Source organism: Halomonas alkalisoli (assembly GCF_021412585.1).
Classification (GTDB): Bacteria; Pseudomonadota; Gammaproteobacteria; order Pseudomonadales; family Halomonadaceae; genus Halomonas; species Halomonas alkalisoli.
Window position 1 is genome coordinate 1 of record NZ_JAKCMI010000047.1, and the last position, 22,167, is coordinate 22,167.

Here is a 22,167-nt window from a genome sequence, read left to right on the forward strand (position 1 = left end):
GAGGCCTTCACAAGCCGGAATCCAGCACCTGACCTGCTGTTCCATACGGATCGCGGCATCGAGTACCGGGCTCACAAGACCCAGGCGCTGCTGAATCATCACCGGGTACGGCACAGCATGAACCGCCCGGGACAATGCACTGATAATGCCGAAGTGGAGTCGTTCTTCAAAACGCTGAAGGGAGAATTGCTGCACGCCACCAGCTTCATGACGTTGCGTCAGTTACGAAAACATATCAGGGGCTATATTGATGGCTACTATAACAGCCATCGGCTGCACAGTGGCCTTGGTTACCGGACTCCGATAGAGTTCGAGGAGATTAACTGATGGGGCGTGTCCACTGTTCTGGGGGAAGTCCACCAGACCAAACCCCAAACTGATGTGAGATATCGTTATGAAGATCTCTGTCACCATCGATGATGATCTGTAACAACAATTCCTGAAGGTAGCTGAGCGGGGACTGGAAAACCCGTCAGACCTCATTCGGAAGGCCATGCAGACATATGTCCGCGTGCAGTCGGCGCGACAACTTGCTGACATGGATGGTAAGGCGCCAGACATGGAGAAAATCCCGCGTCGAGGCGAGGATAGCCATGAAAAATAGGGGGACATTGCCGGATAACTTTGCTGCCACCTCCGCGCCTGGTGCCCTAGACTTTGCCCTCAAGAGCCTCTCGTGCTTATTCACCTCTTGTGATTGATGTACATGTTAATGGCCAAGTAAAGTGACCCAGTAGGGGGTGGGTCCATTTTATTGACCGCTGGTGACTACGTGGAAGCGCCGGTGGGATTTATTCAGCGTTTCCTTAGTGCTCAGCCTGGGCAAACGAGATTTACTGTATAGGAACCCCTAAAAAACGATGGAAAGAAGACCTGGCACGATAATGACGGTGGAAATTATCGAGTTCAGTGAAGTTTGTGTTTAAGTTTTACAAACACTTGTTCGTTACTTTGCTTAATGAGTCTAGCACATGTGTTCATGTAGACGGGAACTGACACTGAAAGCGGAATAGAAAAGAAAGGTTTATTTACCAAACTAATATGCAAGGAGATAAAAGTTAGTTTAAAATATACTTATGGTCCACATAGGGACATTGTCCGATACGTGCAAAGCCTTTATCTTCACCTAAAACCATATTGTATTGGCAACCATAATGATACCGATCGTTCTTTCCTGTGTAATAATTCTCATGGCTTCCACATTGCAAGCAGCAACAGGCTTTGGCTTTTCAGTTCTGGCCACACCACTTCTTTTTTTAATTTTTGAGCCTCATCAAGCCATACAAATTAACATAATAATCTCGCTGATAATATCTTTTACACTGTACCCTGAGCTTAAGAAAAATGTAGATAAGCGCCTGCTTGGCAACCTTATAAAGGGTGCCATAATCGGGACTCCAATCGGGGTTGTACTAATCTTTATGCTCAATGAGGAGATGCTCAAAATATTTGCCGGGGTAGTTATCCTTTCACTTACCTCTGCTGTATTGCTCAAGCTCAACATTCAGCAAAAAGAATCTCGCGACATGATGTCCGGTATGTCCTCGGGTGCATTAACCACAAGCTTAGGCATGCCTGGCCCACCGTTGCTTCTATACTTTTCCAGCACAAACCTAAACAAACACACATTAAGAAGCACGACACTAGTATATTTTATATTTATCTATCTTTTAGGTCTAATAGCTCATGTTTCTACTATTGGTAGCAGCTGGAGCACCTGGATGATTGCAGCAGCACTGACCCCAATGGCATTTGCCGGAATTCTGGCTGGCCGCGTAGCATTCAAGCTGATTAGTCAAAAAACTTTCAAGATGATAAATATTTCTATCTTATTAGCAACAGGAGTATCGCTTATTGCTACATCCTTAAAATGAACCATGTAGAGCACGCATACGCACGATTCAACAACAACACCTATCCGCATCATACAACTACCTTAGTAACAATGAGGCATTACAATGAGAATGATAGCGAACGTTTTCACTCGAGTGGCTGAGAGATATTTACCGGACGCATTTATATTTGTCTTCTTCTTGACCTTCGTTGTATTTATCCTTGGTTTACTTAAAGGATATCAGCCTAATCAGGTATTAGACTTTTGGGGAGATGGCTTCTTTGATATATTGACGTTTACAGCTCAGGCAACCTTGATGCTTGTCACAGGATTTGCACTGGCGCACACCCCAATTGTCAACAAGATGCTAGTCGCTTTTGCCAGAATTCCCAGAAATGAAGTTCAGGTCATCGCCCTAACGACGTTGGTAATGATGGTATGCAGCTGGTTTTCATGGGGCTTCGGTCTAATTGCAGGTGCCATTGTTGCTAGGGAGATGGGCATTGTACACAGGGGTAAGATCCATTACCCTCTAGTAGTTGCCGCCTCCTATGCTGGTTTTATTGTATGGCATGCGGGATACGGTGGCGCTATCCCCACCCTGATCGCAACCGAGGGGCATTTCCTCGAAGGCACCATGGGTGTCATTCCAGTTTCACAAACAATTTTTTCCTTTAACACACTTATCATCTTACTTGCCCTGGTTCTTATCATTCCATTAACAATGGTTATGATGCGTCCACGTGCGAATGAAGCTAGAAGGGACATTCCCGAAAGTGAGGTCAGCTTTGAAGAGAAAAGTCACGTCCCCCTAGTTGATAAGAAATCGCTGACACCTGCTGAGATGATTGAAAACGCAAGGTTTGTTCCCCTGCTACTGGGCATTGTCGGTTGCGTTTGGCTGGTCCAATATTTTGCTACCGGCGGTAGCATAAATCTCAATATCGTAATCATGACATTTTTTGCACTTGGCCTGCTATTCACCCACAGCACTAAGGAATATATTACATATTTTACAGGTGGAGCAAAATCATCTTACGGAATAATTATGCAGTTTCCATTCTATGCAGGAATTATGGGTATCATGATTCATACTGGCTTGGCCGCTGATATTGCATCAATGTTCGTTGCGATTGCTAACGAAAACACTCTACCATTCTGGGGTTTCATTAGTGCAGGTATAGTGAATATGTTTGTTCCCTCAGGGGGTGGCCAATGGGCTGTGCAGGGTCCTATCATGGCCGAAGCGGCGTCACAGCTCAATGCAGATATGTCCAGAGTTGCAATGGGAGTTGCATGGGGTGATGCATGGACAAATATGCTTCAACCCTTTTGGACTCTTCCCCTCCTTGCTATTGCTGGTCTTGGCATTAGAGACATCATGGGCTATACCGCTGTGGTTCTTATCGTGAGTGGTTTCGTGATCGGAGCCGGCCTACTGTTTATTTAAAATATACTGGGAGCCCGACATCGGGCTTCCATATCTGGAGGTTGCTTATGAAATATGGAATTACCGACCTTAGCGTCGTAGAACTTGGTAAACTGATTAAGGAAAAATCTGTTTCTTGTTGTGAAGTTACTGAGGAATTTTTGAGTCGCATAGAAAAAACAAACCCAACGATAAATGCATTTTGTGATGTGTTTTATGACGATGCACTGTTGGAGGCAAAGCTAGCTGATGATGCCATTTCTAACGGTAGTTATCTGACCCCTTTGCACGGAATTCCAATTGGTTTAAAAGATTTAACGCCAATCTCAGGAAGGACAACAACATTTGGCTCTAGACTTTTCAAGACACACAAACCATTAAAAGATGCCATCCTGGTGGAACGCCTCAAGAAATGTGGAGCCATTATTGTCGGAAAGACCAATACCCCTGAGTTTGGGCACAAGGGGATTACTGACAACCTTGTCTTTGGAAAAACAAGAAACCCATGGGATATAAACAAAATTGCCGGGGGTTCTAGTGGCGGTTCAGCCGCCGCTGTAGCAGCAAAGATGGTACCGATAGCTGAAGGAAGCGATGGTGCAGGTTCGATCAGGATTCCCGCAGCCATGTGTGGTGTTGTTGGATTCAAACCTAGTTTCGGCAGAGTCCCAGATGTAGCAGGTCCTTTTTCGAGCACAACCCCTTTTTTTCATAATGGCCCTATTACCCGAACCGTAAGTGACAGCTTAACCTTCTACCGGGCTATTTGCGGAGAGGACTATAGAGATCCATTTTCAATTCCAACACAACGCAATCCACAAAATAAATCATTTAAATCTTTTAAAGGCATCAAGATTGCTTATAGTAAAAGGCTAGATTACTTTCAAGTTTCAGCAGACGTTTCAAAGTGCATTGAAAACTCTATCTCACGACTTACTAGACTTGGGTGTCAGGTTGAAGAAGTAGACCTTGGTTTCGGGTTGGAGGTAGAAGAATGTTTCATGGATTTATGGCGTTTTAAGCTTGCTAGCACCTATGGAGATCTTAGTGAGAGCGAACTTGAACTTTTAGACCCTACAGTCAATCAGCTGATAATTGAAGGAAATAAAATCACTCCAATGGTATACGGGAAGGCAATTATGACTAGGGAAAGAGTATGGAATATTGTCTCCAATCTTTTTCTAGATTATGACTTCCTAGTGTGCCCGACTACTTCTGTACCTGCTTTTGACATCAATAACGGGGCACCCAATGATATTAATGGTGTTAAAATAAACCCACTGATTGGTTGGTTCCTTACATACCCATTTAATTTATCTGGTAACCCAGCTATTTCGTTACCGTCTGGGATGACAAAGTCTGGCCTTCCTGTCGGAATGCAAGTAATAGGAAAGCGTCTAGATGATGATAGGGTTTTAAGATTTGCCGAATTGTTTGAAAAAGAAACCCAATGGGAAACTTGCGATTATAATATTTAAACACCCTGGCAGCTTTTTAGCTGCCAGGTTTTTATATGACGCAAATACCTCGAGGCTTTACACAGCATCTAATAGGACCATGACTGGTACTTACATCCTCAATGAGTATACCCTTCTAGGCCTTCCTTTTCCTATCGGCTGCTCTTGTCCGATCATAACTGCGCATCCAGCAAGCTCTAAGCAACTAATAATTCGCCTTGCACTCCGAGTTGTAATTTGCAACCTCCGTGAAATGTCATTTGCTGTAAAACTGAACTCCTCTCCCCTTGTTGAAAAAGAGACGATTTTATTTATTGTACCAACACCTAGACCTGTTTTTTTTGATAAATCAATAATATACTCACTATCTGTTCTATATGCATAGTCTTTTTTTTCCCACCGCCCCACAGGACCTATTAAATTTCCATCAACACCCATAACATGACATGAAGACTTACCATATTTAATTGAAGTACTTAGGGCCTGTTTAGCTTTTTTCTTAGCATAGTTAATAGACCTGCCGTAGCCAACACCCCAGAATGAACTTATACCACATTTATTGTAAATGATATATCCCATATCGAATTCATCAAAATTCTTTGTGGCCCGATCAATATTTATCTTCCTACATGTAATATGGAGTGAATCCTGGCCTTCGCTCCAATGTGCTTCCCCCTGAATTTTATCAACAAAACGGTTTACTAACTTCCGGAGCGTACCATGAGCTAGATGATGGACGCCCTTGCTAGATTCACCATGATTTATTTTCTCAAATATAACCTGCAATACTGCCACTTCACCTTGGCCAGCCACCTCCGCCTCGTGAACAAGTATAGCTCTTTGAATTCCGTTCCTAATTGATGACTTGGCTGGCACCATTCTCTTTATCGGTGCGCCTAACGTCCTCAACCTCTCATATACTGAGTAAATACTGGTCATCGAAAAGTCGATTTTCCCTCTTTTCCAAAGACTATAATGAAACATTACCACTTCATCAAGGTTATCTCTGTAGTGGCATTCCCAAGAAAATATTTGCTCCGTTCTTATTTCAAGCTCCTTTAGACACTCTTTTATATCTGACTCTGCCGGATGGTCAATGCTAAATCTCAACCCCTTGGCAATCGAAGAAAGATCCACACTATAGAGAAGCGCTTTATAAATTGACACTTCAGTATACTCCACATATAGAATAGGAGCCTCTACTTTAATCCATTTTCGCTCAATGTGATCCTTAAGAATATTGTAAGCCAAAGGTCCGCCAAGTAATATAACATCAAAATCATTTGACTGTACCAAATCAATTACATCTTTCGGTCTATGATAAGTATCAATATTTATTATTACATTTTCGAACAACTGTGAAACACTATTGACCATATCAACAATATCTGGCGTAACAAGACACAGCAAGTTTATTTTGGCCATATGAAGCTCATTCCTAAGGTAACCACTAGTTACTATATTCTCAACTATAATCAACTAATCTGCTGCCGATCAATTCATCTCCTATACACCATAGGGCCATTAACAGCCAGTTCGGAAGATCAATAGTCGATGTCTGGTATATCTTATTGTGGCTTGTAATTTCTAAAAATTCCATTCCCAGATATGCCAGATTCAACATACAATACCAGCTGCCACCGAGTACAAAGCAACAGGTGCCTAGCGCGAAGCGGCTGCGCAGCTGCGCCTGCTTCTTGGCCACCCCCTCATAGCGAACATTCTGGTAGCCTGATCTTACCCAGCATTGGTGGACACCGATCCAAGCGATCATTCGGGCCTCTAAGGCCTCCGGGCTGATCATCCCAATTGCACTGTGCCGGCGCTGCCGGTTGTAGTCCATCCCTATGTACTCGAACACTTGCCGCCGCATGGCATCCCGGGTCTCGTATCGCTCACCATGGATCGCCTACACATTGAGACTGTGGAAGAAGCTCTCGGCACAGGCATTGTCGTAGCAGTTCCCCTTTGCACTCATGCTGCACCGGAGATGGTGCCGGGTCAGCAGCGACTGGTACAACGTCGAGCAATATTGGCTGCCACGGACGCCCTTCTAAGCGTCAAGTGGCAATTTGCGCCTGGTTGATCTCTCGGTGACGATGGCGCAGCACATAGTATACCTCTCGGGCGATATAGCGTTTCAGGCAGCGAAGCGCTTCCAATTTGGAGTGCCCCTCCGCCACTCGACGGGAGACATACCTTTGGGTTGTCGCCTCCAGACGGAGTCGCCCGATGGCGATGATATGCAGCGCACTATTGGCGGCTCGGTCGCCACCCCGATTGAGCCGGTGGCGCTGCGTCTTGCCTAAGGAGGCTGGTATCGGGCTGACGCCACATAGCGCCGCAAAACTCGCTTCTGAACTCAGACGATCCGGATTGTCCCCCGCCGTGATCAGCAACTGGGCAGCCGATTCATAGCCCACCGCCGTTCGCGACACCAGCTCTGGTGCCAGCTCATCGACGATGGCCTTGATCATGACATCAAGATCGGCCACCTCGTCATGCAGCTCCAAGTAGCGGCGGGCAAGGGATTTCAAAGCGATGCGGTAGGCCATTGTGACGTCCCGATATCCACTCATGTCAGGGCGCCATGCGGCCAGCGTTCGGATCAGCTTCATCCGCGACAGGTTGCGCAACTGATCGCGCAGATCCTCTGGTGCGGAGATCACCTGGGTCTGGATCATCTGAAGCGCCACACGGCGAGCTGCCACGGCGGTTTTCCGGCAGACCTTGAGTACGCGCAAGGCCTCGATCATGCCATCACGGGTCTTTGGGGTGACGGTACGGACGCCCGCATAGGCTGCGTGGGCGGCGTTCTCCGCATCAATGGTATCGTTCTTACCACGCTTGCGGCGGACGGTCTTGTCGGGGGTAGTGACCTCCAGGACAGTGATGCCGGTGCGCTGCAAGTAACGCAGCACCCCAGCCCCATAGGTCCCGGTGCACTCGACGCCGATTCGGCTGACTTTACCGAAGCTTCGCATCCAGGCGAGCATGGTCTTGTAGCCATGCCGGGTGGTCGGAAAGCTGGCGGTACCAAGCACGCGGTCATGAGCATCCACGACAGCGGCCACATGTAGATCCTTGTGGGTGTCGACGCCACCGACAATGTCAGGGCGGTCACTGTGCTGCTGAGTCATGACGGCTCTCCAGGCTATCAGTTCAAGGTGGCTTCACCGAGTGCGATAGCCTGGACACGACAGTAACGAGACAGGCAGCGAGCGTCAGGCCCTTCTTGTGTCACATGCATCGACGAGGTGAGCCCTCGCCGCCAGGTGTTCCCGGGTCACCGACAGGTCCGAGGAAAGACACACTACCCGGTCGATCAGAGTGGGGGGCAGGAGACCCGAGAACCCTCACGGCACCAGGTCTTTCAGCATAGGTCGATCGCTGTGTGAGTCAGGTCAACCCTGAAACACCCGGCATCTCTCAGTATTACTGTCGCTATGCACGATGACTCCCTTGGGCATCTTATGGCGCCACAGGGCCATCTTCAGTGCATCGCCGACCAGGTCGGCGGTCATCCGCTCACTCATCGCCCAGCCGACCTGGCGCAGGTCATGATAGCGGGTATCGAAGTCCGTTGCCGGCAGAGTCTGGAGGGCCTCCACCTCGGTGGTAAAGCACTCTGCCGGGGTCTGGCGGAACTGCCGTAGCGGTCGCTGATCGGCCACCCGTTCCAGCCATTGCTAGAGCAGTTGGTTGAGATGGGCACAACTCTCAAACTGCCGGTAGCGCTGGAAGAAGTACTGCTTCACGTAGCCCACCATGCGCTCGGTCTTGCCCTTGGTGCGTGGACGCTGCGGGGGCACGTCTTGGGTGCGAAGCCGTAGTGATTGGCCAGTTGCAGGAAGCCGGCGTTGAAGATCACCCGGTGGTCGCGGTCATGCTTGACCACCGCGGCCTTCTGGTTATCGACCAGCACCGTGCGCGGCACGCCGCCGAAGTAGCGAAAGGCCTGCACCAGCGCCTCATAGGTGTGTTCGGCGTCCTGGCTGGGGGCCGCCCAGGCATGGAATCGCCGTGAATAGCCCAGCGTATTGACCGCAAAATTGACCTTGCAGCGCTCACCGGCCACTACGGTCTCGATCTCGCCCCAGTCGTGTTGCAGTTGAAAGCCGGGCTGGGTCTCGAAGCGCACGGTCTGCTTGCTGGGTCGCAGGGCCCGCTTGGGCTGGACGTACATCCGCACCATGGTGCTGCCACCGGTATAGCCCTGCTCGCGGATCAACTGGAAGATCACCGCAGCGTTCCAGACGTTATCGGCCAACAGCTGATCGATGATCGGCTTGTAGGGATCCAGCTTACTCGCTCGCGGCTTGGCCGGTCATCCCGTTGGCGCCGCCTCGCGGGCCAGGTGGCGCCGCACCGTGCATGCACAACAGCCGATCTGATGAGCGATGTCCACGAGGTGAGCGCCTCGCTGGCGAAGTTGCTTTATCATGAGAAAGTCCTCTCGGCTCAGCATGGTGAGATCTCTTGTAGGCTTCGTCACCAACAAGAGAAGGCCATGCGGGTCGGGGGGACAATCTGTTTTGATGATCTACGGTCTTATAGCTCCGGCGCTGACACCCGTCAACGTCAGTAAAGGTTGTCCAGTTTTCATCAATTCCGATTGTCCGGCATTCATCAGTCTGTACTCAGCCGAACAGGGTCAGGAGCGATGTGGTGTAGGCAACGCACCTGGCTTGGTAAGGCGAGAAGCTGTGCTTCGTGGCGAGCTGGGCGGGCGCCACCGGGATAGAGCCGTGGATCCTCCCTACCCCACGGCCCTATTTTCGCCTTCCGGCAACCATAATGCGCCACGGAGTGCCTCCATTCGCAGATGGGCGCTGGGGCAATGTGGTGTAAGCAACGCACCGGGAGCGCGAGGCAAAGAGCGAGCCATCATGCCACACTGGCCGGGCTCCACCGGGATAGAGCCGTGGATTCTCCCTACCCCACTGCCCAACTTTCGGCTTGCAGTGACCAAAATGCGCCATGGAATACGAAGACGCACCGCAGGGCTCTGGGGCAATGCGGTGTAGGCAATGCACACGGCGGGTGAGGCAGGAGGCAGGAGGCAGGAGGCAGGAGGCAGGAGGCAGGAGGCAGGAGGCAGGCCATCGTGCCGTGTTTCGCGGCACCCAACGGAATTGGGCAGCGGATCCTCCCTACCCCACGACCGAACTAGCAGCTGCCGACAGCAGACCCCTCCATGGCGTACCTCTACACGCAGATTAAGTAGTGGATTCTACCTACCTGTAGAGTCCCGGATGATACGCGCCGAGGCTAGATGCTGGCAAAGTCACTTTTTTCTTGAGTCAGGAATGACCAAGTCTGACCGCTGATAGCTGGCTGCCTGCCTCCCTTACCTCATACTCTCCCTCTCCCAATATAGTTCGATACACAGCTATACATTGCTTTCACCACTATTTCCCTACCACCCCTAATGGAATGCAATATCGCTTGGAAGTCGAAACATAGCCAATACCAGAGCCATCCACCACCTCATCATGACTTTTTAATCATCACACTCAAACTAGTGTTGACTAACTACAAATCGCACAGATATCATATCCTCACAAGACGAGCGAGACACATGCAACTTCAAGAAAGAATAGAAAATGTCATCATTGACAGTCTTTCCGAGCTTGGCATCGATATGCCAATGCCAACCATGTCAGGAAGTGAGGCAAAATCATTTTTGATATCTCTGCTGCACTCCGACTGTAGGGACAATGATTATTGCTCCACGCAAGAGACTGCCTCAATACACAAAGCACTCATTGATCTCGTTAACGCAAGAAATAATTCTGAGATCAATTTTCATAGGAAGCACATGTTTTATTGACATGCTTCCTGCTGCTTAGCCAGATCTCTAAATATGGCAACAAATCCCCCACTACTAACCCATTAACTCTATAACGCAAGTTCTGCACGATTCACTAATGTCACAAGGAGACACTAATGCGCCTTACCAATATCAAATTCGAAGATATGACTGAAGATGTGGAATTCGAGAACCCTTTTTACATCATTTATGCTGATATCTATGACGGCAGAAAACAAATTGGAAGAGTTGAAGCCGACATATTTCGACATTTTTCAAATGAATTAGAATGGCACAGTGATGCCGAATACAGCCATGTGTGCACATGGAGAATGGATCCTGAAACTAGACTCATACTCTCTGACGATATCGATCAAGATTTTATCTGGTCTTCAGAAATCCTCCTCGAGCTTGAGCAACATATTGATGATAAGCTGAACTTGCCTCTCTTGAAGGTATATGCAATCGACCCAGAAATTTATTTTGAACCTGACTGGCACTCCGGATTCGGCTCTTTCTCTGTTCGCGTTCAACGATTTAACAACAGCATAGAAATCAATGGTGTAGATTATGAAATATCACAAGAAGGTCTACATTTTACGGGTGACAACGATGATTCCTATAGAGAAGCACTTGACACCATAAAATCTCATTATGTTTTTTCAGATGAAAAAATGGAGAGCATCAAGCATGAGATCGACAGACAACTAGCAAGCAAACTCAAAGATGGGTATGGCATCAAAAAACTTGAGGATGCTCTTGCTTACCGATCTTCTACGGCCTGAAGCGCAGAGCTAGAATGGTTGATGGCAATAAAATAAGAATCCCCCGACAAAGCCGGGGGGTTACCTTGTTCATTCACAGGAGATACTTCCTTGACATATACCTAAGCTAGCTCATTGAACCATACTGCTGGGTTAATCAAGGCACGTCAAAAACAACCAACGAAGAGGTGAAGATCGCTCCTTGATTTGACCTCCCGGGATCATCACTCCTTAGGAAACACAATGTTTGAAGTTGAAACACCATATATTAAATAAAACTTATCTCTATTCTTTGTGATCTTAGAAAGCCTCGCATGAACCCGATCAAGCTCAAGCGACACCTTCTTATCCACGGCTTCAAAGAAAAATTTATTATTACAAAATCTGTAGCTCATCGCCCACCCAGTGACAGTCCTCCTAATATCTTCAAGGAACTCCGGGTAAGTCATCGGCATTGAAGACCCGCCAACATCCAAAATATCTAAACTCAAAATGAATCGATTGCACTTACTGTTTATATTCTCCAACAACCGGCCCCTGCTAGACGCTGATGGTGACACACTACCATTAGTTATAGAGCACCCAAGAAACTCAAACCCTCCACTATTAACATCCCCCGACGAATACTTCTCTTTCTTTTTATCATCTTGCGAGTACAATTCAAGACCAACTTTCTTCAACTGCTTAATTGCAAGGTCAACAGATCGATGTAGCTCGTCTCGAGACTTAGCCAAAATCAGAATATCATCAAGATACCTTAGGCACTCACAACCTTTATGCTGAATCATTGAGCTATCAAAATCATACAAGTATATATTGGCCATAAGCGGAGATAGTGGCGACCCTTGGCTTATACCCTCTTTTTCATCAGGAAACATCGACAGGGCATCATTTGTTAATGCACTAGAATTTTCAAGCGACACTTCCATTGCTTGTTTGAAGAATTTCACGAAATACTCGTCATCTACTGATGACTCGATGAACCTATCGATTCTACACTTCTTAACTTTTGTAAAAAAACTCGGTATGTCTGACCTGTAGTAATGAACAAAACCACCTTTGAATAGCTCTCTCACTTTATTTATTGCAGCGCTAACTCCACCAAATTCACCAACAGAGTAATCCTTTGGTATCGCACCATAGCTAGAAGGAGTCTTTAAAACATTTTGGATCGCTGGCACATGAGATTGGAGCACATTCAAAATTGCCCTATGAACCACCCTGTCTTCTAATGTGGAGATCACTAGTGGTCGGGAACCACCACTGCCTTTCTGGATGAGAACACCCTTCTGCTTTGAGAACTTAAAGCTCTTTCCGCTCAAGCGAGACTGCAAACTACGAATGGCAGTGCTTGTATTTTCTTCAAACCTATCGAACCCTAGCGGCTTTTCACCGGGCCCTTTTGCTTGGATATTGCTCCTAACACTTTTCCAAGCTGCTTCTAAATTTCGTGTCTTACAAAACTCTTGGTACAGATTAATGCTCATATGCACCCTTCTGGGGTTCGGGGTCTTCCGGTCACTCACCCCGACCACAGCAATTGCTTGCGCTCCCCGGTGCCGCTCGTATCGCGGGACGCAATGCCAGCGACTATCCGGCCAGAGACCTCGATAGAGGCTCCGGTCGCCTGCAATCCTCGGTCACCGATCCGATCTTGCGACTCGGTCACCACGAGCATTGTGGCGAAGAGTACAGCCATACCGATAGCGCGTGTAACTGCCGCTACCAGGTTGGCACGTTTTTGCATGCCATTACGACATCCATCTGCACGAGTCTACCCTCCCAGAAAGCCTGCCAAGAAATGGCGAGACTACCTTTTTAAGGCTCAACGTCAAGCCAAGCCATGAAGAGCGAATGCAGACGGCTAGTGCCGCTGCTGCCAAGGCGCAGTAGGCATGCCGGCTGTCGCAGCCCGACCCATATTTAAGCCCTATCACCGCCCGGAAGCCCCGAAATAAAGGAAGAGCAACGGTCATGTCAAAGCCTGTGGTCGGGAACTGCTTGCGCTCCCCGGTGCCGCTCGTATCGCGGGACGCAATGCCAGCGACTATCCGGCCAGAGACCTCGATAGAGGCTCCGGTCGCCTGCAATCCTCGGTCACCGATCCGATCTTGCGACTCGGTCACCACGAGCATTGTGGCGAAGATACACGCAGTTACCATCCCATGTCCCAGCGGGAAAAGCAATATGCGGCACCCGATCGCAGGTATACGCATGCCCTCGTACCGCCCCTTGGTAGGTATGCTGCTCATAAGCTCAACGGACTTATTTCGCCCGGAGTAGTGGCTAGATTCCACGACGATACTGCGTCACGGTCACTACTGGAATAGCTTTCTATGCCTTATGGTATCTTCGAGAAGATCATCGCCAGCCTAAAAGAATGAAGAACATTCATACTTATCACTTTTTTTTCTTGATCAACCTACCAGTCGTGTTATCCATCCGATACTGCGCGATCGTGCCATCCACAATGCGCTTAACGATCTCGCGCGCAGCCTCCAACTCGACATCAAACCACTCACGCGGCCGGTAGTTGCCCCCGTCACGGCTGTGCAGCAAAACGTTCACGCGCTGGTGATGGAGCATGGCGTGAACAAGGCGCTCGAAGCGTCGAGGATCGAGGTTGTAGCAGTCAAAGGACGCCACGACCTGCACCGGCGCTTCGAGGTAAGTCTGCTGCCGCTCTGCCCCGGTAATACGCTTTTCCAGCTCCTTTTCCGTGTAGCCGATCTTGTGCAGGTTGCGGATGCTTCGTAGCGCCGGGTCTTGGCTGAGTGAGCGAAGGATATAGATCACACCCGTTCGCTTGTCGTGATGCGTGATGCCCTGCATCGAGTCGAAGGTGCTGTCGGGGCGGAGAATGCGCCGCCCGGTCTCATCCTTGTAGAGGGCTCTGGCCAGTGAGCGGAGCAGCAGGTTGGACTCGGTGCCATTGTCGAACACGACCCGTAGACGCGGATTGAACTTGCGCCCTGCGCCGACGCTCTCCTCCCCTACCTGATCGGCGATACACAGCATGCCGTTGAGCACGAACATGTCGCCTTCGTCGATCTGCGACTCCATCTGAAACGGCACCGCCTCGGCATCGCCTTCACGCAGCTCCTCGCGAACCACGTCGAACAGCCCCTCGAAACGGTAAAAGTCATCACAGTGGGTGCGCTGAGCGATCTCATCCGGCATGTCCCGGTCGCTGCTCTCGGGCACATGGGTCAGGTCGAAGATCGACTCAACGCTCTCGTCACCACCACCGAGCAGACCGAGCGTGTCGCTGCCCCAGATGTCATCCAGGGAGGTGACGCTATCCGGTGAGACCGTGGCTTTCTCGGGCGCGGACGAGGTGGCCTCGGAGACGGCGCGAATGTCTCCTCCCTTCCCTGCTCCATCTGCCGTGACAGGCTGATCCTTATCGCCTTCTCCTTGCCCCTCAGCATCGCCCGTAAAGACCTCCAGAAGGCCGAGCGTGTCCCAGGCAGCCAATCCCTCTACCTTGGCAGGATCACTTCTCAGAGCGGCTAACTGGACGGCTAACGTGGCTTCGTTGATATCTTCAACGTCCTTCTGGGGCTCACGCCCATGCTGGGTCACGAATGCTTCGATGCCCTGAAGCGTAGCGACCAGCCGCTGATCGGCACTCGGTGCGGATGGACTGGGCGGTGCCAGCTTCAAAAGCCCCAGTTCATCGGATTCAGTAAAGATGTCGTCCAAAGTGCGCCGCTTTGGCAGCTCTCGGCGAGTTCGGATCATGCCGACGCTCCCCTCATCTTCTCCCGCTTCTTCTGCTGGATGTAGGCCAGCGCTTCGGCGTAGCGCACCTCCATATGGTCATCGCTGTGAATCGAGGGCGGATGCCCCTTCTCCTTGGCGAAGGCGACGATCTTGGGCCACAGCACCACCGCCTCTTCCTCGCTCATTTGGGTGCGATTACTGACCACGGTATCCTGAATTGTCTTGAGGACCGGTGCCGTCAACGCCTTGGAGAGGATCTCGTAGGCCCCCTGGAAGGGGTTGATCTGGTTGATCAGGTCGATGTTGAGATGCTCGATGTTGACGAACTTCTCGCCGATCTTGAGGAACTGGCGATTGCCCTTGGGCTCGTTGTCACCGGACTCTCCACCAAGATCGCGTCCATCCGGGGCAGCACCTGGATCGACAGGCATGCTGTTCTCATCGGTGCCGTCGACCTGGCCGGGCTCATGGATCACGGCACCCTCGGGGAGATCCTCCTCGTTGAACAGGCCTCCTGTGGAACGAGCCCCCATGGTGGTGAGAACGGTCTCCCGCAGCACCTCTCTCTCGCTCTCATCAAGGTCAGGATGCAGCCGCTCAATGACCTTCGGCAGCTCCACCTCGTTGATGACTTCGGGTTCGGTAGTATCCGTCACCGCAGCAGCGGCCACTTCGGGCTTCTGGAGCAGTGCGGCGATGATGTCTTCCTGACCACCGGATTCCAGAATGCCCATCACCTTGTCGGAGACAGGTGACTGAGTGTCTTCAATGATCACGGTGCCCGGTTCGGCCTTCTCGCCCTCACGCATCCTGGAGCGAGGTTTGAACGACACGCTAGGGGCAAGCACCTGCTCCATCAGCAGCGAGACCGTAATCGCCTTGAGCAGGTTGTTGACGCTGACCTTCACGTCCTCGTCGTCGGCGTCTGGCTGTGCGATCAGGTTGGTGAACTGGGCGTGTGTCTTGCCCTCACTGTCACGGGTCGCACGCCCGATGATCTGGACGATCTCGGTCATCGAGTTGCGATAGCCGATGGTCAGCACATGCTCGCAGAAGGGCCAGTCGAAGCCCTCCTTCGCCATGCCCAGGGCGATGATCACGTCGACATCCTCGGGACGCTCGACATTACGTAGATACTCTTGGACGTCCCGGCGGATCGGCGTATCGGTCACCAAATCGGCGACTTTGAGCAGGTGGCCCGAGGGATGACGAACAGTCACGATGCCAGTGCAGCTGTCCTGCACCTCGACGTCACCGAGCGCATCGAGAATATGGTCTACCTCGCCGTATTTGTCCTGGGTGCTCTCGCCGCTGTTGACGTTGGGAATGTGGACGATGGTCTTCTTGTCAGGGTCCAGCACCTCGCGGATCGCGCTGAGGTAGCGGCCTTGGTAGAAGTGATAACCGATGCCCAAGGACTTTAGATAACGGTAGCCGTTGAGCTGCTCGTAGTAGGTGTAGGTCACCTTGTCGAAACGGGCTTCATCGTCAGGCAGCAGGATCGGTGCGGCATCGCCACGGAAGTAGCTGCCGGTCATAGCGACGATGTGGGCGGTGGACCCTTCCATCAGGCTGTCGATCAACCCACCCAGGCGGTTGGCTTCGTCGACGGACACATGGTGGAACTCGTCGATGGCCACTAGGCAGTTGTCGAAGTCGGAGGACTTCAGCTTAGAGAAGGCGTAGCGCAGCGTGGCATGGGTACAAACCAATGTACGGTCGCTGGGATCGGCTAAGAAGCGACAGAAGGCGTCCACCTTGCCTGTGTCGTTACCAGCCCGGCACAGGTCGTTGCGATCCTCGACATGCCAGTCCCAGTGGAAGCCATGCGAGGTAAGATCGGTATCCTTGAACGACGCCCCGATGGACATCTCGGGAACTGCCACGATGGCCTTGCGCAGGCCCAGGCGGTTGAGCTTGTGGAGGGCAAGAAACATAAGCGCCCGAGACTTGCCGGAGGCTGGCGGCGCCTTGAGCAGCAGATACTGGCTATCACGCTTCTCGTAGGCTCGAGCCTGCATCTCACGCATTCCCAGCTCGTTGCTGCTGGCACTCATGCCAGTGCGGGCGTATTCGACCTTGATCAGCTCTGCCATGCCCTAGCCCTCCGTCGTGGCGACTTTGCGAGATGTTGTTCCACCAACCTTGGCCGCTTTCTCGGCCTTAATCAGCTCTTCGTAGCGGGCCAGAAGATACTCTTGACGCTCGGCGGTATCGCGGAACGGACGGTCGCGGTAGAGCTTCTCCACAGCGCGATCCAGTGCTTGATGGGCCTCCAGCAAGTTCTCGGGCATTTTGTCGGGGTCGTAGAGCTGCGCCATCGTGTTTTCAGGATGGGTAGCACGGGCAAGGATCACCGCACGGCCCAGCTTCTCGATTTCTTGACGCTGATGCTCGGATGCTTCGGGCCATGGGAAGGTGTTGTAAACCAACGATGCCGAGTAACGGTAATCGCTTTTCAGACGCCCACCTACCAGTCGCAGCCAATCCATGTGCATCTGAGTGGAGAGAATGGCGAAATCGTAGAGAGTTCCACCTGGAATCATCTGTACCAGGTCTGTAGTGACGACAGTATGATCGAACATCCCAACCGGGGCGTAATTACGCCTTTCAGAAGTTACCCTGGGAACCAATAAATAGGTTCCTTGACGAGGATGTCGGTTTTGACCAAAAAGATGAGGTGTGCCGGCAATTCGTCGGGTGTCGGCCTTTTTGCTAGCGGCGCGCATTTTACGAACTAGCTCAACACGCTCACGAACGGCAGGCACTGCATCAATCACTTCTTGTCCCGCATCCACCAACCACAAGCACCAGCGTTCGTGGCCTTGCAAGAACTCTTTCGAACCCATTAAGCGCTTGATCCAAGAACCAATTTGAGGATCTTCCGAAATCAAGGCCTCTTTTTCCTCCACGCTTAAAATTAAATTTCCTCCATCAACAGGTTTGCTGCCGTTAACCATAGAGCTGGAGCAAAATAAAGGGCGGTTCCGGCTCGCGACAACTGTATTTGAACCTTCAAGAAGAAATGGACTGATATTCCTTACCACTCGCATCCGCCACTCGGCATCTAGTTTCTGGAATAGAAACTTCTCGTTTGGATTTTTTGTTAGCCCAATTATGACGACATGGACACCAGCGTTGGCTTGTGCGCTATTTTTCCAATTGAAGGTTTGGTAAGCAAAGCTGATCTCGACACCAAGCTCTAAGACGAAGGGCCACAGCATTGCCACCTGCTCACCCTGGCAAATTGAGTTAGTCGAAACAAACGCTAAACTTCCATGTGCTCGGATATAGTGCGCACCTTTCCAAAAAAAGCTAGCCACATAGTCAAGATAGCGATGTTTCTTGAAGCCATAGAAGACCTTATCCATATCTTCGTTCTGCTCATCAGAACGGTAGCTAGCACCGCGATAAGGTGGGTTACCGCACACATAGGTCTCGACAGACTCGTCATTAGGGCATACGGTATTCCAACTTAACTGGAGACTATTTCCAAGGATAAGATGTGCTGAATCTTTGAGCGGCAGCATTGGTTCGGAACGACCAAACTCTTCTGCAAAAAGCGTATTCATCTGATGTTCAGCAAGCCACAGTGAAAGTTGCGCCACTTCATGTGCAAAGTCAGCAATTTCAATGCCATAAAACTGGCTGAGACGAATCCCACTCATGAACATCTCTTGCTGTCCGGACACCTCCTGCAAAGCTCGGAACACCGCCATCTCCAACCGGCGAAGCTCCTTGTAGGAGATGATCAGGAAGTTACCCGACCCCATCGCCGGATCGAACACACGAATCCGCGTTAGCCGCTCCAGCAAGGCCTCCAACTTCTTTCGGTTGCCCATTGACTTACGCAGCTCATCGTAGAGCTTGTCAAGGAATAGGGGACGAATCACCTTCAAGATGTTGGGCACGGAGGTGTAGTGCTGCCCCATGGCATCACGACTATCCTCATCCACAACAGCCTGGAACATCGAGCCGAAGATATCCGGATTAACGGCCTCCCACGCGAGCTGACCGCACTCGATCATCATCCGCCGACCCTTGCCGCGAATCTCGGGCACCAGAAGGTCGTCACGGAACAGGCCACCGTTGACGTAAGGGAACTGGGAGATATGAGCAGGCAAGTCTGCCGGTCGCTCGTCCTCCGGCTGGTTCATCACTCGGAAAAGCTGGGCAAGCAACTCCGACAGACCCTCCCCGTTCTCACCGCTGGCCTCGGTGATCACATTGGTGAAGGCATTATTGGGGAAGATCCCGGTGTCATCGGCGAAGTAGCAGAAGAGCAGGCGAGTCAGGAAGACGTTGAGCCCATGCATCTGCTCTGGCGTGCTGAACTCGTTGACCTCCTTCAGACGATCGAACAGCCGACCCATCTTGGCAGCCGCCTTGAGGTCAGCGGACGCCTCCTCGAAGTGCTTCGTGCGCTCCAGGCCGGCCATCGGGGCGAAGAACAAGTATTGTGTGGCCAGCTCGCTGAACCCGACCTCCAGACGCTCAGTCGTTTTGGTATCCAGCGCCGTCAGTTCACGGTAATCAGTCACCACCAGGAAGCGGCACTTGTGCCGAGCAGGCTCGTCCTCGTCAGCAAGCACCTGCAACGCCTCGTGGATGCTCTCCCCCTGCCGCACCGGCATAAAGTAGAGCCAGTTCTTCAGTGCGACGTGACCCTCGTCCTTGCGGCCGGCGACGTTGCGCTGCCCGCCGTTGCGGACCTGTGTGATGGTTGCCTTGGGGAACCCGTAGGCGTCGAGGAAGGCGTAGACGAACTCATCTGCATCGGCATCTGGCCGCGTCGCGGCAGTGAGGATGTCCATGCAATAGGTCTGGTCGAAGGCCATGCGCCCTGTGCTCCCTCCGTGATGGCTCTGGTGGAGCCTGTGACTCGTTATCCCATGAAGCCTACTTAGCTTGAACAAAGATGTCACGAATCAAAGACCCCGCTGACAAAGAAAGGCTGGATAAAAGCCCTAAAAACACCTCAGCTCAGGGGAGCTTTTGTATTATTCTGACTAATCCATTTGCTCCTCCAGAGCTTGCCTTACTAACCCAATCACATAGGGTAGATCGCTCTCTGAAGCCAACCCAACTTCAACCTCCCCATTTCCCCATCTGCCAAGGCCTGCAACATCCCGTCCTAGCCCACGAGGATCCTCAAGGTTAGTGGCAGAAATATTCAAAGAGAGTAATAATCGCTTAGATTTCGGAATCACATCAACAAAGTTTGTCTCAGCCTTGAAAGCAATGTATAGCTTCTTAACGTCTTGATAGACACACGGATCAAGGGCCAAAACCTCTTCGGAAAATTTATCGAAAAGTTCACGTAACGGCCCTACTGCTAATTGGGCATGATCCTCAAGGGCATATTCAGCACTTTCAGTCTGGGCGGGGCTACGGTAGGCGTCCAGAATGTCATCCCCAAGAGCAGGCATCTGCCACACTGATAGAGCCGACTCCGACAGACGAGCTGCACGCTTCTGTATCTCCTCTTGATTCCATGCTTCAAGATGCCGAAGGTCACTATTTAGATGCAGCGGACTATGCGCAAAGCCGATTGGTTTACTGTCTATATCCGTTGCATCCCGCTTATGCAGAAAAGGTTTATCTGAGTACGAGCTGTTATAAGCGGTCAAGGTCAGGTTGCCCAATGTATGCAGGTAGCTCTCCTGAATACTTTGCCATTCGGGCCCCAGTTCTTGTTGCCACTCACGTGACAGCTTAGGATTCTGAGGCATCACATGCTCAACAGTGAATTCGTCGATAAGCACAGTTTCTTTACGACCGTGGTTTTCCAGTCGACGCAGCCAATACCGCAGATTGCGAAAGTGGTAAAGATCTCGCTCACGCAAGGACGTTTGGAATTCACTATTGCTTGGAAAGCGACGATATGACGGCAACAACATAAAGGCTGCCTTAACGCTTTCTAAGTAACGATCCTTTCGCAAGCTATGCGTAAAACGTGCAAATGTCCGGTTCAAAGAATTCGTGGGGATTCCACAGACCGCACGCCGAAAGACGTAACTCTCAATCAACCTTACGATCTTTTCCAGCTCCCAAGTGGAAAGCAGCTGGTTTTGCTTGTAGTCATGGTAGACCTCAAGCAACAGAGGATAGGCAACGTCGACCTTCAGCTCCCTCAAATCTTTGAATGCCTTCTTTAGGTTGGGCTCTGATTCCTTACCCAAGGCCATTGCGCAATAGTGGTTGGCATAGGTATGCACCTCCTTGACCAGGTCACGAATAGAGCCATCGTAACCTGCCGCGTACTTCTTGAAAGCAGCATATACCTTGTTGATATTAGGGATGTCGTTGGTGACCGCCGTAAGGTAGTGGCGCATGAAACTGTCGAAGTGACGGGCATACGCCGCTTGACCGAAGCCATCCTCCATAGCCCGCCAGTAGTGCGTGTACAGAGACTCCTGCTCACTAGGCTCCTGGCCCATTAAGACAAAATTTCGGATGAGGTCGGCCTGGCTAAGGTCCAAACCAGTGGAGTTCATGCTCTCGAAGACAAGCTGAGGGTTGTCTCGTTGCCGTTCCAAGGCAACCGCTACGATCTCCAGCTTGGAGAGGCCTAAATATACGGCATCTAAATGTTCAGGGTTGTTTTCGAACCACTCCTTGAAGAACTCATAGTTCGCAATCACACGAGAGCTGTGCGGATCCGGCATTGGCAGATCATCGATGAGGGAGATCAGTGTAGGCCGATCAATATCTGACAAAACGACCTTGTAAAGCATCTCGCCAGTTTCATTGGGATTGATCAAGAAGCGTCGACGTAGTGCATCAGCCTGATTGGCTGCCTGGCCGTCAACAAGGTGGCGGTAAAGCGCCAAGAGCATCAGCGTAACCGTGGTCAGGCGCTGTTGCCCATCGATCACCATGAGTGGCTCTTGCTTCACGAGAATCGACTGAGCACGCTCAACGTATACGATGGTACCCAGGAAATGGGTGGAGGCCTGCTCATTAATGCCCACGGCCAAGACATCATTGAGCAACTGGCGACACTGGGCCTCGCCCCACGCGTAATTCCGCTGGTAAATAGGGATACGGAACTGCCGTGGTTTCTCCAGCACCTCCATCAGATTGGCTTCAGATGCTTTCATGTGCCCTCCTTTTGCGATACCTTGAAATCTACAGCCTTTCGA

At 50.9% G+C, this 22,167-nt stretch carries 13 protein-coding genes and 2 pseudogenes; 6 read left to right on the top strand and 9 right to left on the bottom strand.

The window, feature by feature from the left end:
- The 4 genes from LY622_RS22080 to LY622_RS22095 all read left to right on the top strand — a co-directional run.
- On the top strand, positions 1–327 hold a 327-nt coding region (locus tag LY622_RS22080; RefSeq protein ID WP_234289114.1), incomplete at its 5' end, for an integrase core domain-containing protein.
- A gap of 863 nt (positions 328–1,190) precedes the next feature.
- Positions 1,191–1,874: a sulfite exporter TauE/SafE family protein gene (locus tag LY622_RS22085; RefSeq protein WP_234292893.1), complete on the top strand. Its 684-nt coding sequence runs from the start codon at positions 1,191–1,193 to the stop codon at positions 1,872–1,874.
- Positions 1,875–1,958: 84 nt separating this feature from the next.
- Positions 1,959–3,284, top strand: coding sequence for a short-chain fatty acid transporter (locus LY622_RS22090; RefSeq protein ID WP_234292895.1), 1,326 nt, complete (start codon positions 1,959–1,961; stop codon positions 3,282–3,284).
- Positions 3,285–3,331: 47 nt separating this feature from the next.
- Complete coding sequence (locus LY622_RS22095; protein WP_234292896.1) at positions 3,332–4,741, top strand: amidase; 1,410 nt, start codon at positions 3,332–3,334, stop codon at positions 4,739–4,741.
- 90 nt (positions 4,742–4,831) lie between these two features.
- Here the strand turns inward: LY622_RS22095 and LY622_RS22100 are convergent, their stop codons facing one another.
- The 4 genes and pseudogenes from LY622_RS22100 to istA form a co-directional block, all read right to left on the bottom strand.
- A complete protein-coding gene (locus LY622_RS22100) occupies positions 4,832–6,145 on the bottom strand; it encodes a helix-turn-helix domain-containing protein (protein ID WP_234292898.1) in 1,314 nt (437 codons plus the stop codon).
- 340 nt (positions 6,146–6,485) lie between these two features.
- Positions 6,486–6,764, bottom strand: a pseudogene (locus tag LY622_RS22105) (IS3 family transposase); the annotation flags it as partial.
- Between the two features lie 16 nt (positions 6,765–6,780).
- A complete protein-coding gene (locus tag LY622_RS22110) occupies positions 6,781–7,860 on the bottom strand; it encodes an IS110 family RNA-guided transposase (protein ID WP_234292900.1) in 1,080 nt (359 codons plus the stop codon).
- A 282-nt stretch (positions 7,861–8,142) separates the two neighbouring features.
- Positions 8,143–9,188: pseudogene (gene istA, locus LY622_RS22115) on the bottom strand (IS21 family transposase); the annotation flags it as partial.
- A 1,113-nt stretch (positions 9,189–10,301) separates the two neighbouring features.
- Here istA and LY622_RS22120 point away from each other — a divergent pair.
- The gene (locus LY622_RS22120) at positions 10,302–10,553 is read left to right on the top strand and encodes a hypothetical protein (protein ID WP_234292902.1); all 252 of its coding nucleotides are present in this window, start codon (positions 10,302–10,304) and stop codon (positions 10,551–10,553) included.
- A gap of 116 nt (positions 10,554–10,669) precedes the next feature.
- On the top strand, positions 10,670–11,317 hold the full coding sequence (locus LY622_RS22125; protein ID WP_234292903.1) for a hypothetical protein: 648 nt from the start codon (positions 10,670–10,672) through the stop codon (positions 11,315–11,317).
- A 203-nt stretch (positions 11,318–11,520) separates the two neighbouring features.
- Here LY622_RS22125 and LY622_RS22130 read toward each other — a convergent pair whose 3' ends face one another.
- From LY622_RS22130 to LY622_RS22150, 5 genes are all read right to left on the bottom strand, one after another.
- Entirely contained in the window at positions 11,521–12,783 is a 1,263-nt protein-coding gene (locus tag LY622_RS22130; protein ID WP_234292905.1) for a reverse transcriptase domain-containing protein, read from the bottom strand.
- A 913-nt stretch (positions 12,784–13,696) separates the two neighbouring features.
- Positions 13,697–15,040, bottom strand: a complete 1,344-nt coding sequence (locus LY622_RS22135; protein WP_234292908.1) for a GIY-YIG nuclease family protein — start codon at positions 15,038–15,040, stop codon at positions 13,697–13,699.
- The gene (locus tag LY622_RS22140) at positions 15,037–17,118 is read right to left on the bottom strand and encodes a DEAD/DEAH box helicase (RefSeq protein WP_234292910.1); all 2,082 of its coding nucleotides are present in this window, start codon (positions 17,116–17,118) and stop codon (positions 15,037–15,039) included. Before LY622_RS22140 ends, LY622_RS22135 begins: the two co-directional genes overlap by 4 nt.
- 3 nt (positions 17,119–17,121) lie before the next feature.
- Positions 17,122–19,860, bottom strand: a complete 2,739-nt coding sequence (locus LY622_RS22145; RefSeq protein ID WP_234292912.1) for a DNA methyltransferase — start codon at positions 19,858–19,860, stop codon at positions 17,122–17,124.
- 171 nt (positions 19,861–20,031) lie between these two features.
- Positions 20,032–22,125: a DUF262 and DUF1524 domain-containing protein gene (locus LY622_RS22150; RefSeq protein ID WP_234292914.1), complete on the bottom strand. Its 2,094-nt coding sequence runs from the start codon at positions 22,123–22,125 to the stop codon at positions 20,032–20,034.
- Positions 22,126–22,167 lie beyond the last annotated feature (42 nt).